We start from the raw sequence: 19,342 nt of genomic DNA, 5'->3' as shown, positions 1-19,342 counted from the left end.
CATTTCGTGGGGCTATATACGTTACGCCGGTTGAAAGCCCCATGCCTGCCGGGTCTGGCAGGTTTCTTCTGTTCACCTTTCCATTGGATGTAAGTGGCAGGGCGGGTAACGGTACGTAGTGAACGGGCACCATATAATCCGGTAAAGTCCTGCTGAGATAACTGCGTATATCCGTGGTGTTTAGAGAAGCACTGCTTACGATATAGGCTGCCAGTTCCTTTTCACCTGCGGCATTGGACCTGGCTATTACCGCAGCATCCACTATTTCCGGATGCTGTTGCAGCACATGTTCAATCTCTCCCAACTCTATGCGGTAGCCTCTTACTTTTACCTGGTCATCTTTGCGGCCGGCAAATTCAATATTGCCATCCGCCAGCCACCTGCCCAGATCTCCTGTTCTGTACAAACGCGCTTCGTTATTAAAGGGGTTGGAGACAAATTTCTCCGCTGTCAGTGCTGGCTGATTCAGATAGCCCCTGGCTAATATGCCACCACCTATACAAATTTCTCCTACCACACCTACAGGTAGCAGGTGCTGGTATTCATCAATAATATATACCGCTGTGCCGGGATTGGGCTTACCAATCGAAGTGCCTCTGAACAGCGCATCCTCTTCGCTTAAATAGTGGTTGGCTGTAACAAAGATGGTACTTTCTGTAGGGCCGTATAATACATGTATGCGCGCCTGCGGAAATATGTCCCGCATGGATTCCAATACTGCTGTAGGTACCGCATCCCCTCCCACAAACAGGTCCTTTATGCCGGCATATTTTTCTTTTGTACCTGTTTCGGCGATATAGCCTGTTACCTGGTACATAAGTGCAGGCACGGCATGGAAGGCATTTACACGTTGTAACTGTTTCGTTAAGTAATGTACATCCTTTACCTGTTCTTCATTTATCATCATTGCCGTACCTCCCGCCAATAAAGGAAGGAAAATCTCAAACAGTGAAATATCAAACGCGTGTGATGCCAACACCGGCATTACCAATGCCGGATCCGGCTGAAATGTTTGCTTACACTTCCCGAGAAATGATACAATATTTCTGTGTTCGATCATTACCCCTTTGGGCCTACCGGTAGATCCTGAGGTGTAGATGATATAAGCAAGGTCTGTATTGCTCACCATCGTATTCAATACGGCGGCCGGCTGAACATTTATGTGCCGGAGATCATACTGATACCGGTGCCTGACAGCTGCGGACGACGGACCGTCCTTGTCTATACGCAACAAGGCATCATAACGGTATTCCGTCAGTTCATTGGCAATGGTATGGATCTTATCACTATAATGGATCTCTGCTATTCCCATCTGGTCCGCTATCAGGTCATCCAGGTAATCCCGTGATACAAACAGTTCTGCAGACAGGTCTGTTTTGGTACGAACTCCTTCTCTATCATGAGCATGCTTATATGCGGTGAGGTCATCAATCAGGGCCTGACGTTTATCTTCATCCATGATATCCCCGATGAAAAGCCATCCTGTACTTTTCATTTTTGTGATCACCTTTTCCAATACATCCCGCAGGTAGTTATGCCCGTCAAAACTCTGGATAACGCTGTTGATGATGACCAGGTCAAAGTCTGCGGCTTCCAGCTGATCGATTTCATGTGCTGGCATGCAGGAAAGCGTAATATTCGTATACCCGTTTTCGTTAGCTGACCTGGCTGTATTTTCCAGGATAACAGATGACAGGTCTGTTCCGTGATAGGATCCTACATGGGGCGCTATCTGAAACATAGTAAGCCCGGATGAGCAGCCTATTTCCAGTACTTTCATCTGCGGATGCAGATAGTTTTTCAATTTCAGCCAGGCATTGTCACTATATTCCTTCATTTCCTGCTCACTCAGGTAGGCGCCGGTGTAACTGCTCATCCAGCCGCCTCCGGATATGGCATCGGTAGCTGTACTTCCCACGTGGTCCCACAGGTCTTTACGCATCAGGTCATTCCGCCACAATCCCCGCTCCTGGAAGATATCGAAGCTATCCACACAAACCAGGTGCCGTATGCCTTTGCCCCGCCATTGTAAACGGTTCGAAAATTCAATCCGGTCCTTTTCTGTTAACAATATATTGATGCCGGCATCATCCAGCATATAAAGCAGGCGCTCCTCCGGGTAATTGGCATCCAACGGTACATACACAGCCCCTGCTTTCAGGATACCCAGGATGGATATCAACAGTGTGGCATTGCGTGACTGCAGTACGCCCACCCTGTCTTCCTTTTGCAGTCCTGCGTGATGTACCAGGAAATACGCCAACTGGTCGGCACGCTGGTTTAATTCCTGGTAAGAGAGGGACAACTCTTTATCCGATACTGCGATGCGCTCCGGAGTTAATCTACACTGCTTTTCAAAAGTGTAGTGAAAGGTTTCATTGGCAGCAAGCTCCAGTTGCTCCCCCTTTACATATGTGGTCAACAATATTTCTTCTTCCGTGGCGGTTAGCATATTAACTTCGGATAATAAAATATCCGGCTGCGCCAACACTGTTTTCAGTATATGTATGAAATGGCCTGTCAGCCGCTCCATACTGGCACGATCATAAATGGCTGAATAATATTCCAGGTTAATAACAATGTCATCATTCCTTTCCATTACGAACCATGACATATCAAACTTAGCGGTCCGGGTACCTTTCCAGGGCAGCAATACAGCCGGGTCGGGTGACGGCAACTCTTCCGATAACGTTATTCTGTTTGTAGTTGATGCCGCATAATTTTGCACAACCAGCGCCACATCAAAGATGGGGTTGGCAGATGGATCACGTTCTGCTTTCAGCATATCCACCAGGTCTTCAAACTGCACATCCTGGTGCTCATAGGCCGCAATACAGGTAGCTATCACTTCTTTATAGAATGCTGTAAAATGTTGCTCACCACGGGGAAAGTTCCTGATCGCCAACGTATTCACGAACATTCCTACAATACGCTCGAGGTCAGGATGGCGACGACCGGCAATGCCGCAGCCAATCACCAGGTCGTCCTGTCCGGTATATTTATGTAATAATATATTCAGCACCGATAACAAAGTCATCTGCAATGTACCCTGATACCTGTTTCCGAAATCCCTTATCAGGGCTGTCAGGGATGCATCTAACGTAAACTCATATACGTCGCCCTCAAAAGTGAAACTGGCTGGTCTGGGGCGATCCGCCGGGAAATTCAGTTTAGAGATACCTTTTGAAAATTGAGATAACCAATATGCTTCCTGCTCTTTCAGTTCCACACTTTCCAACAGGTTATTCTGCCAGGTGGAAAAATCGCGGTACTGCAGCGGCAATGCCGGTAATTGCAGGCCCTGGTACAACTGCATAAAATCTTCCGCCAATACCTGCTGTGATGTTCCATCTGAAATGATATGATGGATATCCACCACCCACATGTAGCCGATATCTTCCACCTTTACCAGGGATGACCGTAACAGAGGCGCCTTACTGATATCAAAAGGGCAGATAAATGCATCCAGGTAAGCAGCAAAATCTTCCTGTGTACACTGGTGCTCATCCAGTTCAAACGGCACTGCTGCATGTACCTGCTGCATAACTACACCATCTGTTTTCACGAAGGAAGTACGAAGACTTTCATGCCTGTCTATCAGCTGTCTTAATACGATTGTTATCCGGGCTTTATCCACTGATTTTCCCAGGTAATTGACCAGGGGCATATTGTAGCTGGTACTTTGCGGGGCAAATTCATGCAGGAAGAAAAGACGTTTCTGTGCGGAAGATAATGGATAGTATTCCTGTAGCGGGGCAGGTTGTATGTTAATGAATGCCGTTTTGCTGGCCTGGGCTATCAGCTGCGCCTGTGCTTCCAGTACCGGATACATGAACAGGTCATTCAGGGATATGATCACCTCAAAGATCTTATGTATCTGACTGGATAAACGGGTAGCTTTCAAACTATGCCCGCCGGCCTCAAAGAAATTATCTCTGACACCAATCTTTTTCTGTCCGAGTATCTCCCCCCATATCTGCACCAGTTTTCTTTCTGTTTCATTCCGTGGTGCAACATAGGGAGTGCCGGTTTCCATGCCTAAACCTTCCGGATCAGGCAATCTTCTCCTGTCTACTTTACCATTGGCTGTTAATGGCAAAGCTGCCAGCCGCACAAAATGACCCGGCAGCATATACGTGGGCAGCAACCTGTTCAGGTAGCTGCGTATATCAGTAGCATGTAACGCTATTTTACTGACAACGTAGGCCACTAATTCCTTCTCTCCTTCTTTATTGGGTTTGGCCAGTACTACAGCAGCTTCGATATCCTGGTGTGCCCGCAATGCATTTTCAATTTCGCCCAGCTCAATCCGGTAGCCTCTTATCTTCACCTGTTCATCTTTGCGACCTATAAATGCAAGGCTGCCGTCAGGCAACCATTTTCCCTGGTCGCCGGTTTTATATAAGCGCGCGCCGGCGTTAAAAGGATGCGGTATAAATTTTTCTGCTGTCAGTGCCTGCTTATGCAGGTAACCTCTGGCAAGGCCATCGCCGCTGATGCAAATCTCACCGGCAACACCTACTGGCTGTAACTGTTGCTGTTCATCCAATATATATACCTGTGTATTGGAGATAGGGCGACCTATCAATACAGGCGCGGTATCTTTTAACTGGTATACCGTGCTGTAGGTGGTATCTTCGGAAGGTCCGTACAAATTTCTTATTACCGTTTTTCCATTATTCAGCTGTTGAAAATAGCTTTCCGGGATAGGCTCCCCGGCCATGTTCAATACACTTACCGTGTTTAGATTTACTTTATCGCGCAGCAATACACCAACAACACTGGGTACCGTGTTTAATAAAATATGCCCGGCTGTATCCAGGTATTGGGGGATAGATAAGGCACTCTGTAAGAGTCTTAATGGCTTACCGGTACAGAGTGTGAAAAATATTTCAAAAACAGATAAATCAAAACAGATAGAAGTAACACCGAGTACCAGGTCGATGAGATCATTCCTGAATTCATTTTTACACCAGTCGATGAACGCTGCCACATTACCATGTTCAATCATCACTCCTTTAGGCTGACCCGTGGAGCCCGAGGTATAGATCACATAAGCCAGATCGGCCGTTGTACTGACGGGGGACAAGTTTTCAACGGGACATTCATCTGCTGCCAGGCGAAAGCGTTCCAATATCGTTTCATCAATCACTACTTTACATTGGCTGTCCTTTATCATGAAATCAATCCTTTCCTGCGGATAATCCGGATCTATTGGTACATAAGCCCCTCCGGATTTGAGTACCCCCAGGATGGCAATGATCATCCATTCATTGCGCGGTAATTTTATCCCGATCAGGTCATCTGCGTGTATAACACACTTTACGCGCAGGTAATGGGCCAACCGATTAGACATTTCATTCAATGCGCCATAGGTGAGCGTTGTTTTGTTATATACTATGGCAATATTATCCGGGGTTTGTTGTACCTGCGCTTCAAACAGGTCAATGATTGTTTTTTCTTTGTCGTACGCCGCGAAGGTATCATTGAAGGTTTGCAGTAACTGCTGTTTTTCTGTTAGCGTCAGATAATCCAACCGGTTGACCGGTGTATCGGGATAAGCCACCACATTGTCCAGTAATTGTACCAGGTGGCTGGTTAATTGCGCAATGGTTTCCCTGTTATAGATATCACTGTTATAGGTAATATCCAACAGGATTGTTTCCCCGGATTCCCTGAAATCAAAGGTCAGGTCAAACTTACTGAACGGATTCTTCAGGTCCCTGTACTCCTGAATGTTCAATTCGCCCAGGCGCTTTGGTCCCTGGTTATCGCTGGTGTTTTGCAATACCACCATCACGTCGAACAAAGCATTCCTGCTCGTATCACGTTGGAGGTCCAGCTCATCTATCAGTTCATCAAAGGGATATGCCTGATGCGTGTGCGCTTCGTAAACCACTTGTTTCACCCGATCTATCAGTCCCCGGAAACTATCTGCTCCTTTTAATGGTGTGCGCAGCGCCAGGGTATTTACATAGAAGCCCACCTGGTTTTCCAGGATCACCTGTTCTCTGCCGGCAATGGGGCTTCCAATGATAATATCTTCCTGCCCTGTATACCGGTACAACAGCACGTTGACAGCTGCCAGCAAACCTGCAAATAAAGTAGCTCCCTGTTCTGCACTAAGTGCCTTTATGGCTTTACCGGCAGCAGGTTGTATCCTTTCATGAATGGTATTGCCATGATATGTTTTTACGGTCGGGCGTGGGTAATCTTCCGGTAGCTCCAGCACCGGTAACTGTCCTCCCAACTGATGCAGCCAATATGCTTTGTGGCCAAGGAATACTTCACTACCCAGTTGCTCCTGCTGCCACACAGCGTAATCTTTATATTGAATGGGTAGCGGTGCCAGGGCGTCGTTTTCACCGCTGGTATAGGCATGATAGCGCCATAACAACTCATTGATCAGAATGTCCATTGACCAGCCATCGCTGATAATGTGATGCATACAATACACAAATACCCACTTATCATCCGATATCCGGAGTAAACCGGCCCTTAACAAAGGTCCTTTTGCCAGATCACAAGGCGCTGTAATAGCAGCAGTTGCCAATGCATTTACGGTGATAACCTGGTCGGGATCTTCGCGCAGATCAGTAAAGGATAAAGCGAAATCCTGTACTTCAGCGGGCAGCACAAATTGCATTACTTCTCCCTGCTCATTTTCTTTAAATATGGTCCTTAATATTTCATGGCGGAATATTAAACTATTGAAAGCGCGGGTTAAAACATCCTGGTCCAGCTTTCCTTCAAAAACGCTCACCATTGGAATATTGTATCCGGCATTTCCGTTTTCAAACCGGCTGAGTATCCACAGGCGTTTTTGCGCAGAAGATAACGGGTAGTACTCCTTCTCCGGCGACGGCGTAATAGGGGAATAAGCCGTATGTTTCATCTTTTTCAGAACCGATAAAATATCCGCTTTATACCGTTTCAGCGCTTCTTTTTCCGGGCCGGAAAGACTTTTAATATTCCCCGTCATCTTTATATTTTCGCCTGCATCATCTATAACAAGACTTATTCCTTTTGCTCTGCAGTCGGACAGTATATTCAGTACTTCGTTCATTGTAAAAAATGTTTTATCTGCGTCCTCTTACCAGGACGAAATATTATACAGTTAAATAAACTTTACCGGGGTTTAATATTCCATTGGGATCAAAAAGCTGCTTTATACTTTGCATCAGGCTCAGATGGGGTTTGGAGAACTGCAAGCCCATGAATTCCTTTTGCAATAATCCAATACCATGTTCACCGGATATTACGCCCCCCAGGTTAATGGCACAGGCATATATTTCATAAATAGCCTGTTGCAGCGCTGCTGCTTTTTCATCAGAATGCTCCTGCAACATTAACATCGTATGCAGGTTGCCGTCCCAGGCGTGGCCAAAGCTGGCGACCGGAATCTGGTAGTGTTCACATATGTCGACAACGTTTTTCATATATACGTACAGGTTAGACAGGGGCACACAGCTATCAATATCCCTGTATTTCCTGTTTTCACTTGTAAGTGCAGCACCAATACTAAAACGGAGCTTCCACAACCTTTCCTTTTCTGATGCAGTGACGGCAGTTAGCAGTTCTTCTTCCGAATATTCAGTTATAACAGTGGCTGTTTTTTCCATAGCAGACAGGAGATCTGCTTCGGTGTGTTCCTGTAAATTCACCAGCAGGTGCGCCCCGATCCCGTTCTTCAGGAGCGGCAAAGGCTCATTGAGATAAGCAGCAGTGATCTGCAGGGCCTTTTGGCCCACTAATTCAACCGCAGAAGGCGACAATCCTGATTGTTTAAGTGCCACTACTGCATTACAGGCATCTTCCATATTTTCAAATGCTGCCAGCAGCGATACCTCATGTGCAGGTTTGTGCAATAGCCGGTATACTACTTTGGTAATGATACCCAATGTACCTTCACTGCCCACGAACAATTGGGTCAGGTTCAGGCCTGTCACATTTTTAGACACATTAGCGCCAGTCCAGATTATTTCGCCGGCAGGCAATACCACTTCCAGGTTTAAAACATATCGCGCCGTGGATCCATATTTACAGGAGTTGATACTGCCGGCATTCTCCGCTACATTTCCACCTATAACAGTATAAGCGCTGCTACTGGGCGCCACGGGGAAATAAAGTCCTGCCTGTTCGGCATAATCGCACAGCGCTGCGGTAATAACGCCCGCTTCTGCTATGATGTAACCATCAATTTTATTAATGCTGATAATTTTATTCAACCGCTCCAGCGACAACACCACACCTCCATTAACAGGTAAAGCTCCGCCGGTAACTCCGCTGCCGCCCCCCCTGGGCGTTACCGGCATTTTATATTGGTTACAGCACTTTAAAACGGCCGCCACTTCTTCTGTGGTACCGGGCTTTACCAGCACATCAAAAGGGAAATGAAGGTCCAGTGTCTGATCTCTTTCATAATGATATAGTTCTTCCGCAGCTGTCAGCACATACTTATCGCCACAGATAACAGACAGCGCTGCTATGATTATTTTTAGTGCATCTGTTGATGCAGCTGACATCATCATATGGTTCAATTGTTAAAAGATCAATTCATCTTCGCCTTCGACCGGCACTTCGTTTTTACTATCCATCCACCGGATAGTTTCAATATAATTGGCAAGATGTTCAACAGTAGGATCTACAAACAGGTGCTGCAAATCAATCTTAACGCCAAACAGTTCGTGTATCCTGGAGATTACGCGGGTGGCTTTCAGGCTATGTCCACCGAGGTCAAAAAAATTGTCTTTTATGCCGATGTTATCCTTATCCAGGATGGTTTCCCAGATAGCTATCACCTGCTGATCAATATCGTTTCTGGCGGGCATATATCCCGACAGCTTTCCGGATAATACCTGCGGCTGGGGCAATGCTGTTTTATCCAGTTTTCCGTTGCTGTTTAGCGGAAACGCCGGCAGTGGAATCAAATGGGCCGGTACCATGTAAGCAGGCAATATTGCATTTAGCCGTTTACGTATATCCGACTGCGCATCCTCTTCTTCCGTGATAAAATAGGCTACCAGGTCATATTCATCATGCGCACCTTTTATTGGCAGCACCACGGCATCTTTTATTCCGTCCAATTGCATAATGCCCATTTCTATCTCCCCTGTTTCAATCCGATGGCCCCTGATCTTCACCTGCTCGTCCCTGCGTCCTATATATTCAATTTCTCCGGAAGGGAGGATGCGGGCATAATCGCCGGAGCGATATATCTTTTCCCCTTTTCTAAAAGGGTGATCAACAAATTTCTCCGCTGTCAGTGCCGGCTTATTCAAATAGCCTCTGGCAACACCTGCCCCGCCTACACATAGTTCTCCTGTTACACCAGGGAGCACCGGCTGCAGATCCATATCCAATACATAACAACTCAGGGTGGGAATGGGCAAACCGATATTGCTTTTGTTTGCTGTTATTGCAGCAGCAGACATTTCTTTATAGGTAACGTGTACGGTAGTTTCAGTGATGCCATACATGTTAATATTCCTGCAGCCGGGAAACGCCTGGTACCATTCCCTGAGTATCTCCGGTCGGAGCATCTCTCCCCCGAATATGAGGTACCTCACAGATAAAGGTGTAGCGGCAAACCGTTCCCGGTTATGCAGTACGAGGCTACGGAAAGCGGTAGGTGTTTGATTTAAAACGGTAATGCCTTCCTTTTGCAGGAAATCATAGAAGGCCATACTATCCTGCGCAATCACCTTAGGCACCATTACCAGCCGGCCGCCGTACAGTAATGCCCCATACATCTCCCACACAGAAAAATCAAAGCAGTAAGAATGGAATAATGACCATACATCCGTTGCATTAAAATCAAAACGGTTGGCTTCATTAAAAAGCAGGCGGGTAACATTCCGGTGTTCAATCAGTACTCCTTTGGGATTGCCGGTGGTACCAGATGTATAAATAACATATGCCAGGTAATGAGATTGAATAACAGCTACTGCCGTGTCGCCGGAATAATGGTGGCGGGTAATATCCAGGAGGACCATGTGCGACCATTTTTCTGCTATGCCATTATAGGGCGCGATATCAAATAAAAGCAGCCGGCTTTTACTATCTTCCATCATATAATCTATCCTGGCAGCAGGGTAAAACGGATCTACCGGCACATAAGCTGCTCCTGCTTTCAGCACTGCCAGTATACCAATGAGCATCCATTCACTGCGGTCAAAATGAAGCAGCACCAGCTCTTCCGGCATTACGTTGTAGTCATTTATCAACACCCTGGCCAATTGGCCGCTCTTTATATCCAGTTCGCGGTAGGTAAATGTTTGCGCCCCTGCTACCAGTGCTATCCGGTCCGGGAAATGACGCACAGCCTGCTGAAACAAACTTACAATGGTGGCGTTGGTATCGTAGGCTACATGGGTTTGATCCGCCCTGTCCATCCATATGCTACCTTCCTGTTCGTCAGTCAGCACAATATCTTTTATCGATATCTCGGGGGAAATAGTGACCTGCTCAAAAATCCGGTTCAGGTGGCGGCATATTTGTGCAACCGTTTCGCTTGTAAACAAACTGGTATTATACTCCAGTTCGAGCAAAAGACTATCGGTTTCGGGTGCAAATGAAAAAGTAAGATCATATTTAGCAACACCAGCCGGCATATCCAGCCGTTCTAATTCCAGTGTGGGCAATACATAGCGCATATTATCCGCCTGCAGTCCTTCCAGGTTTTGCAACACTACCATTACATCAAAGAGTGGGGATCTTGACAGGTTCTTTTTTAACTGTAAAGACGCTACCAACATCTCAAACGGAACATCCTGGAACTCAAAAGCCTTCAAAATGGATGCCTGTTGCTGCCGCAGTAAATCAACAAAGGTCTCTTTACTATTTATTCTTGTACGAACCGGCAATGTATTTACATAGAAGCCTATCTGATCCTGCAGTTGTGGATGATCCCGGCCGGCTACCGGCGTTCCTATCACAATATCATTCTGATTGGCATATTTTTTCAACAACACCGTTACTCCGGCCATTAAAGCGATGAAAAGGCTTACATCGGCTTGCCGCGTCAGTTGGTGGATCTTTTTAGTAGCGGCTTCGTTAAATTGAAAACGCGCTGTAGCTCCCTGATAGGTTTTAACATCCGGACGATGAAAATCTGTTGGCAACTCCAATATTGGTATCGTATCGCTAAATATCTCCTTCCAGAAAGACAATTGTTCCCCAATCCTTTCACCTGTTAGTTGCTCCCTCTGCCAGACAGCAAAATCCCTGTACTGCAAAGCAGGTGGCGGCAAGACTTTCATTTTACTGCCGGTCGCCAATGCCTGGTACACATCCATTACTTCATTATACAATACCACTACTGACCATCCATCACTTATGATATGATGCATATTAAAGCACAATAGCTGGCTATTACCTGTCTTAAGAATGAAACAGGTAAGCAGCGGCCCTTTTCCAAGGTTAAAAGGCATTTGCCATTGCTGCTGCAGGAATTTCCGCTCTTCATCCGGCGTGAGTGCACCTGTTATGGTGATTGTTTTAATAGCGAAGGAAACAGCTTCCGGTGACAACACTATCTGTACCGGTCTTCCTTCTCTCTCTGCGAATATGGTCCTTAATATTTCATGCTTTTGAATAACCATTCTGAAGGCATCTTCCAGTATTTCCACCTGCAGTGTTCCATGTATGCGGAAAGCTGCCGGCATATTATATGTCCTTGAGGCCTCTTCAAAATTGGTTAATACCCACAATCGTTCCTGTGCATAGGAAATAGGATACCAGTCCTGCTCCTTTACCGGAAGAATAGGTGTTGCCAGCACTTTAGGCCTGGCTTCGAGTATCCGTGCCTGTTGTGCTATAGTAGGATGAGTAAATATATCATTCAGCGTGAGTTCTTTCTCCAGCTTTTTAAGCACGAGAGATCGTAATACCGTGGCTTTAAGGCTATGTCCACCTGCGTCAAAGAAATTATGGGTAACGCCTGACACCTTTGCCTGCAGCGCTGTTTCCCATAATGCTATCAGTTGTTGTTCGGTGTTGGTACGAGGGGCAATTATATGGAATTCCTCTATTTGTGCGGCTACCGGATGTGGCAATTTTTGCCGGTCTACTTTACCATTGCTGTTCAACGGAACAGCGTCCAGCTTAAGCCAATAACCTGGCACCATGTAGGCTGGTAAGGCCTGCAACAGGTATTCCTTTAACAAAGCGTGGTTAACTGCATCTGTTCCTACCCAGTAAGCCAGCAGCTGGGGCGTTGCATCAATGGATTTTACAATTATCACCGCCTGTGTTACCTGGGGATGCTGTTCCAGCAAATACTGGATTTCCCCCGGCTCGATGCGGTAACCTCTTATTTTCACCTGGTCATCTATACGGCCGGTAAAAGCTACCTTTCCATCTGCCAGCCATCTTCCCACATCACCGGTCCTGTACATGGTCATTCCAGGCACAAATGGATTCTCCATAAATTTGGCTGCCGTCAGCGCCGGCTTATTAAAATAGCCCTTTGCTACTGATTGCCCGCTTAAATAGATCTCACCCTCTACTCCTTCCGGTAACAGGTTCCGGTGTTCGTCCATAATATACAACTGCGTATAGCCTACCGGGTTACCAATAGGAATGGAGAGATGTTCATCGTCTTCAAACCGGTATACTGTGCTGTAGGTAGTATCTTCCGAAGGGCCATATAAATTCCGGACTTCCATCCGGGTATAGTCCAGGTCCTGCTTCATCTTCTTAGGAACAGGCTCCCCTGCCATATTAAGCGCGGTAACATTGGACCAATCCATTCCGGCATCCAGTAAACTCCTTACCACCGAGGGGACAGTATTAATCATTACCTTTTTGTCAAAGGCAATCACATTTGGAATCTCCACTGCGGAAGGAAGTAAGCGGATAGTTTTACCCAGAAGAAGTGGAACAAAAAATTCAAAAACGGAAAGATCGAAACAATAAGAAGTGGTAGCGTATAAGATGTCAAAATCAGTATTTGCAAACGCAGTCTTAGCCCATTTCAGGAAGGCAATGGCGTTCCGGTGACAGATCTCCACGCCTTTAGGTGAGCCGGTAGAGCCGGAAGTATAGATCAGGTAAGCGCATTGTTCCCGCAGGTCTTTATGCAGAACCGGATTATTGGTAGCCGGAAATGCGCGCGCTTTCAATTCGTTGATATGAATAACGCGGCCGTTATAATTTCCGGGAACCTTGAGCAGGCCCGCATCATCCACAATCAACAGCTCCGGATGGGCATCTTCTATAATATAATTAATTCTGGTGACCGGATATTGCGTATCCACGGGAACATAAGCAGCCCCCGATTGTAAAATGCCCAGGATGCTGATAATCATCCATTCCGAACGATCCATTAACAGCCCGACAAACGGATGCCTGCTGGTACCTGTTATTTCAGACAGGTAAGCGGATACATTGGCAGCACTGCCAGCTAATTGCTGGTAAGAAAGCGTAACCTCAGCGGTAATGATAGCTGGTTTACTTTCCTGTTTTTCAAAAGACGCCTGCAGCAATGCCATAATATTATGCTCAATAATATCCTCTACAGGGGCATTGAATATGGTTAATATCCGCTGCTTCTCTTTGCTGCTGATAATCTCAATATTGCTCAATGGCATCTCCGGGTTTGCCAGCACCTGGGTAATAATATGGATATACGCCTCAAAGAAATGAATGATCCTTTCCTTTTTAAACAGGCGGGTGGCATATTCAATTTCAAGAAAGAATTTATTGCCTGGCTCGTTGTCAAAATTAAAATTCAAATCAAACTTCACCGCCATTTTGGGATCTGTACCGGAGGTAGTGTGCGGTAGATATTTATCCAGCAAGCCCAGTTCAAATCCATATTGTTTGCTCAGGTTAATGGAGCCATCACCGATGGCGGTGTTCTGCAATACCATCATCACATCAAACAAGGGGTTACGGCCGGTATCTCTTTTTAGTTGCAGGTCTTCAATTATCTTATCCAACGGATAATCCTGGAATTCAAATGCCCGGAAAGAGTGTTCTGCCGTTCTTTTCAGAAAAACGGTAAACGGATCTTCCGGGTTGATCTCCATTCTTAACGGAAGCGTATTTACATAAAGTCCCACCTGGTTTTCCAGATCAGCATGATTACGGCCGGATACCGGCGTGCCAATGGTTATATTTTTTTGACCGGAGAACTTACTCAGCAGCAGGGTTAGCGTGGCACGAAAAAAATTGAACGGCGTAATCTGCGTACCCCGGCAAAATGTTTGGATACGCTGATATAGTGTGTCATCAAAATAGAATTTGGCTACCGCTCCATCAAAAGATTGCATGGCGGGCCGTGGAAAGTCAGTGGGCAAATGAAGGGCAGGTGCTTCCTCCGCAAACTGACTTCTCCAGAAATCTCTTGCTTCCTCTCCTTTTGCACTATCTATCCGTTGGGTAAGCCAGTGCATATAATCCTTATACTGGATCTCTAAAGGAGCAATAACGGGCGTTTCATTTTTGCAAAGGGCTTCATAAAACCGCATCACCTCCTGCACCATTACACTAATGGACCAGCCATCACTTACAATGTGATGCAGGCAGAAGATCATGGCATGTTCATCGTTAGATAAGCGGAACAATTCAACCCGGAGCAACGGGCCTTTTTCCAGGTTTAACTGCCAACCTGCTGATGTTTCCACTTCGGATTTTAAACGATCCTTTATATGTGCCTCCTCACTGATATCTTCAAAAGCAATATTAAAGGGCATATGGTTCAGCACCTGCTGTTGAGGTATGCCATCTGCAGCTATAAAAACAGTCCGCAGGCTTTCATGCCTTTGAATAGTTAGCTGGAAGGCCTTATTGAGATGATCTTTATTTACGGTTCCTTTCAGGTAAAAACTTCTGATAATGTTGTAGGCAGAAGTAGCTCCTTCAAACTGGCATAATACCCATATTCTTTTTTGTGCGTTGGAAGCCGGATAATACTCCTGCACAGGCGCCGGTGGAATGGGTACAAAATCAAACTGTTCGCCGGCACTCCGTAGAAATGCGATCAGCTCACTTTTCCGTGCCCTGATCTGTTCAAGGCATTCCTCTGAAAGGCTCCTGGTTTCTCCGATTAATTTAAGACGGTCACCATCCAACCGGGGAACTACTTTATTTTGTTTCAGCGTTGCTATTATTTCCAAAATATTCATATGATGATCTCCTCCCCTGAAGTTTGTTCATTTTTTAACCATAATACGTTCTCTATATTTTTAATAAGCCCCGATAAGGTATTGCCCTGAAATACAATTGCAGGGTCCAGGTTAATCTGCAGGTCCCTGTTAATGGTATTAATCAGCTCCACGGCGCGGAGTGAATCTATACCTATGGTAGTAAGCTCCATGCTATCCTTTATGTGGGCAGCAGAGAGGTGACCTGTCTTTGCTTCAATGAGTGTTACCAGGTAAGACCTGATGGTGTGCACATTCCCATCATAGCCTGCAGGCTCCGCTTTTGGGGGCGCTTCAGCCACCAATACCTGTTTAGATCCTATCACCTGGAATTTGCCCTCACCGTAGTGCTGTCTGCATTTTGATCGTTGCAGCTTACCACTGGTAGTTCTTGGTATGCCAAGCGGAGTAGTTAACAAAATATCATAGGGAATGATGCCTGTTGCCTCGATGGTGGCGCTATTAATGGCACTAATGATGTCTTCCACTACTATCTCCCGGATAAAATTCCTTTTGATTTCTGCCACAATCACAAATGTCTCTTCCTGGTCTTCCATACCAAAAACAGCTACGCCATTGGCTTCAACAGCAGCAACACTTTCTGCAACCATCTGCTCAATATCATAAGGATAAAAATTACCACCCCGGATGATCAGCATATCTTTGAGCCGGCCGTGAACAAACAATAATCCATTGCAGAGAAAGCCTATATCGCCGGTTCTCAGGAAAGATCTGCCATCCAGTTCATAAAAGACCCCATGATTATCTTTGTTCCAGTAACCACTGGTTACGCTCTCACCCGCAATACAGATCTCTCCTTCTTCCAGCTCCTCACACACCTTTGTATCCGGCATAGCAATAACTCTAACGTCCATACCATCTGCGATGCCACCGGCGCTTACCACAGGTGTAGCGTAGGGTGCGGTACTGTTGGTTAACTTAACTTTACCCGTGTTAACAGATCGTTTGTCAATAAAAATCGTGAAAGGAGGTGCTTCTATTTCTTTGCTGCCTGTTACCAGTAGCGTGGCTTCTGCTAATCCATAGCAGGGAAAAAAAGCATGTCCATGAAAACCCGATGGCTTAAAATAATTGGTGAAGCGCTGCAGGGTATCAAACCTCACGGGTTCTGATCCGTTATAAGCCACTTTCCAGCTGGAAAGGTTCAGCAGCGGCAGTTCCGCCTGCGATATTTTATTCACGCACAGATCATATGCAAAATTTGGTGCACCACTATGTGTGACGCGGTATTTAGTGATTGCCTCCAGCCATCTGGCAGGTCTTTGTATAAAATGAAAAGGCGACATTAATACGCCGGTACATCCAACATACAGTGTATGCAGCAGGTTCCCGATTAATCCCATATCATGGTGAAATGGCAGCCAGGAAAAAATAATGGCATGCTCATCAGCTCCAAAAGTATTTTTAATTAATTGTTGGTTATGCAGAAGATTCTGGTGAGTAATAACCACCCCTTTAGGCTTGCCTGTAGAGCCGGAAGTGTATTGAATAAAGGCAATTTCATTATAGATCATTTCCGCTTTGAGAGGTAAAGTGGTGGATGATAGCGGAAGATCCGTGGAGATGACGGCTGTTTTATGCCGCGCTAAAAAATCAGATAGTCCTTGCCGTAAATAACCGGTGGACGCGGTAGTGCACAGGACAACAGCGGCCTGTGCATCCTCCATAATATTTGTTAGTCTTAAAAACTGCTTACTCCCTTTCACATACGGCACCGGTACCGCTATAACACCTGCATGCTGGCAGGCCAGGAATGCGATAATAAACGCCAATACATCCTGGTAAACCAATAAGGCCATTTTCCCTGCCAACTGTTGCTCCACTAACTGTATAGATAAAGCGGCGACCCGGCTTGTCAATTCCTGGTAGGTGATACTGCTTTCCGCCGCATCTCGATTTTCCGGAGTAATGAAGACTGTTTTATGAGGGAACCTGGTAGTACGTTTAATAAGGCAATCGACTATGCTATTTCCAATATAACCCATAAGAACAGAAGAATTATTGCAGCAACTTTTATATTTTGTTATTTAACTCACCTGCTTCGACAAGTGAAGAACAGGCACATCTACCACGATATTCCTGTTTAATAAACTAACCCTTACCAGGATCTTATTTTTTCCGTCGCTTTTGATCATTTCACAATGCAGCCCGGTTAAAGGGCCATCCTTTATAACCAGTTTTTCACCTATTTCAAAATAGGCAGATGAAATGGTGACATTGTCACCATTAATGACTAACCTGATTTGCTCAATCACTTCCGGTTTCACCATAGCAGGTGCCTTCCCGAATTTCACATAATAAAGCACCCCTTCAACTTCCAGGATATCACGGTAGTCGGTTAGCTTATCCAAATAAACAAATACGTATGAAGGAAAAGCGGGTACATAAATAATTTTCTTTCGATCATGCCATTGTCTGGCAGTTTTTATCAGCGGCAGAAAATGAGTAATGTTCTTCTCAAAAAGTCCGTCTGCAACTTTCTTTTCCTTACGCGAAGCTGTATAAATCAGGTACCATCCTGTGGCAAAAGATAGCATAGGATTCCTTTTTATAGGGTTATAAATAAAATGCTTAAGTGGATACCGGGTTTAAAGACAGAGAAATGCTTACATGATTAAAGGTATTAACAATGCATAAAGCTATCGCTACGGTAAGTAACAAATTACCATCTGACATACGGAAAATGAATCAAAAAATAATGAGACAAAACGCAACAGGTTAACCGCGAATCCTCTCCTAATCAACGGTATTAACAAGCATAGAGCTCTCCCTACGGAAATTAACAAATTACTTTTCGCAAGTGAAAAATGAACCAAAAAAGGCGACAAACAAAACTTGCCAACAGCGTTTAGCCTGCTTGTTAAAGGTATTAACAAGCATAGAGCTATCGCTACAGTCAGTAACAAATTACTGACTGGCAAATAAAAAAAGATTTAAAAAAATAATGAGACAAACGCAGCTGGTGAACAGTGTAAAGTCTCTTTGTTAAAGATAATAAGAGGACGACTTACTCATTCTTTGGATTAATACTTCTTACTTAACTAAACAGTGCTTCGCGTCTATATGTCTTCGACTATATCCTCTTATTTTTATTCAAAGCGATTCCGGATTTCCACTATCGTTGCGGACGATTATATATCGTCAGGGTTATATGATCTCCGTAAATACTTTGTAATGTGTTATTCAGAGTTTTCATTTTATCAATTCTCAGAGGCTTAGATTGCTATATTAAAAGTTAGCTGGGTTTGGTTAATTTGTAAAATGTGACACAATTTTATAAAGATATCGAAATAAATATAATGCAAAAAATTTAATTCTTCAGTAAAAAAAGCGGCACTAAAATGGAGTACATTTCCCCTTCGCTCCCGGTAATTGCAAAGGGGCGAGTGTTAAGAAACGTTTAGAATCTCAACTACAGGAAATGACTGGCTATCTAAAATTGCATAGTGCTATAAAAGGAATTGAATCCAAAATTGTTAATGTAAACGGGATTCAGTTTTCAATAATAAAATATAAAAAATATACAGATAATTTTATAACGGTTACATCTGATTACAATAGCAAAAATCGATCGTTTTATGGCCACATCGAATACATAGATAGCGACAGCACAAAAGCAGATCAATTTTTGCAGGACTTATTAAACTCAATGCATTTCAAAAATATGTAAGGATAAAGCTGTATTTAAATACAGATCATCTAATAAATTCGCCTCACTTTAGGGACTACTTTTGTTCCACTGTGAGGCGTTTTCTATGTCCTCCAACCTCTACTTACTAACCTGTACAGATTATTAAAAAGCAGAATACTTCGCTTTTCTACAAAAAAAATCGTTTTGTACATGCCGAGAGATAAGGGATCAGGTTGAAAATCTGGGGGAATATCTTTTTCAATATTCTCTAAATGCCCATACACTCGCGTTTGACATTCTCAAATCCCTACTACACTATCTTTGAATATTATATAATACCCATTACACTCCCTTTAGCTAATCTTCATCTGGCTCGAAAACACGTTCCCCGAATTATGTTATATTTATAGTAATCAAAATAATCTCCCATGGCAAAACAAATGTCTGTCATTCCCTTTACGGGAAAACTCGGYCCTCTCATTGGGTATAAGCGCAATGGCAACTACTTCCTGCGCTCCATGCCGGAAAGCGTGCAGCAAAC

At 44.8% G+C, this 19,342-nt stretch carries 4 protein-coding genes and 2 pseudogenes; all 6 read right to left on the bottom strand.

Features of this window, described 5'->3' with window-relative positions; genetic code table 11:
* Positions 1-70 precede the first annotated feature (70 nt).
* Positions 71-1,156, bottom strand: a pseudogene (locus AB4Z08_RS35600) (amino acid adenylation domain-containing protein); the annotation flags it as partial.
* Between the two features lie 291 nt (positions 1,157-1,447).
* Positions 1,448-6,895: pseudogene (locus AB4Z08_RS35595) on the bottom strand (amino acid adenylation domain-containing protein); the annotation flags it as partial.
* Positions 6,896-7,109: 214 nt separating this feature from the next.
* Positions 7,110-8,531: an FAD-binding oxidoreductase gene (locus tag AB4Z08_RS35590; RefSeq protein ID WP_441578541.1), complete on the bottom strand. Its 1,422-nt coding sequence runs from the start codon at positions 8,529-8,531 to the stop codon at positions 7,110-7,112.
* Between the two features lie 12 nt (positions 8,532-8,543).
* Positions 8,544-15,122, bottom strand: coding sequence for an amino acid adenylation domain-containing protein (locus tag AB4Z08_RS35585; protein WP_441578540.1), 6,579 nt, complete (start codon positions 15,120-15,122; stop codon positions 8,544-8,546).
* 5 nt (positions 15,123-15,127) lie between these two features.
* Entirely contained in the window at positions 15,128-17,155 is a 2,028-nt protein-coding gene (locus AB4Z08_RS35580) for an AMP-binding protein (RefSeq protein WP_441578539.1), read from the bottom strand.
* Between the two features lie 42 nt (positions 17,156-17,197).
* Entirely contained in the window at positions 17,198-17,707 is a 510-nt protein-coding gene (locus tag AB4Z08_RS35575; RefSeq protein ID WP_441578538.1) for a UpxY family transcription antiterminator, read from the bottom strand.
* Positions 17,708-19,342 lie beyond the last annotated feature (1,635 nt).

It is taken from the genome of Chitinophaga sp. RAB17, from assembly GCF_052114225.1.
Classification (GTDB): Bacteria; Bacteroidota; Bacteroidia; order Chitinophagales; family Chitinophagaceae; genus Chitinophaga.
The sequence above is the reverse complement of the archived record's forward strand: the minus strand, read 5'-3'. Positions and strand labels throughout refer to the sequence as shown.

Coding starts and splice junctions, on each gene's coding strand:
- AB4Z08_RS35575 (WP_441578538.1), bottom strand. CDS start 17,707: ATGCTATCTTTTGCCACAGGATGGTACCTGATTTATACAGCTTCGCGT.
- AB4Z08_RS35590 (WP_441578541.1), bottom strand. CDS start 8,531: ATGATGATGTCAGCTGCATCAACAGATGCACTAAAAATAATCATAGCA.
- AB4Z08_RS35580 (WP_441578539.1), bottom strand. CDS start 17,155: ATGGGTTATATTGGAAATAGCATAGTCGATTGCCTTATTAAACGTACT.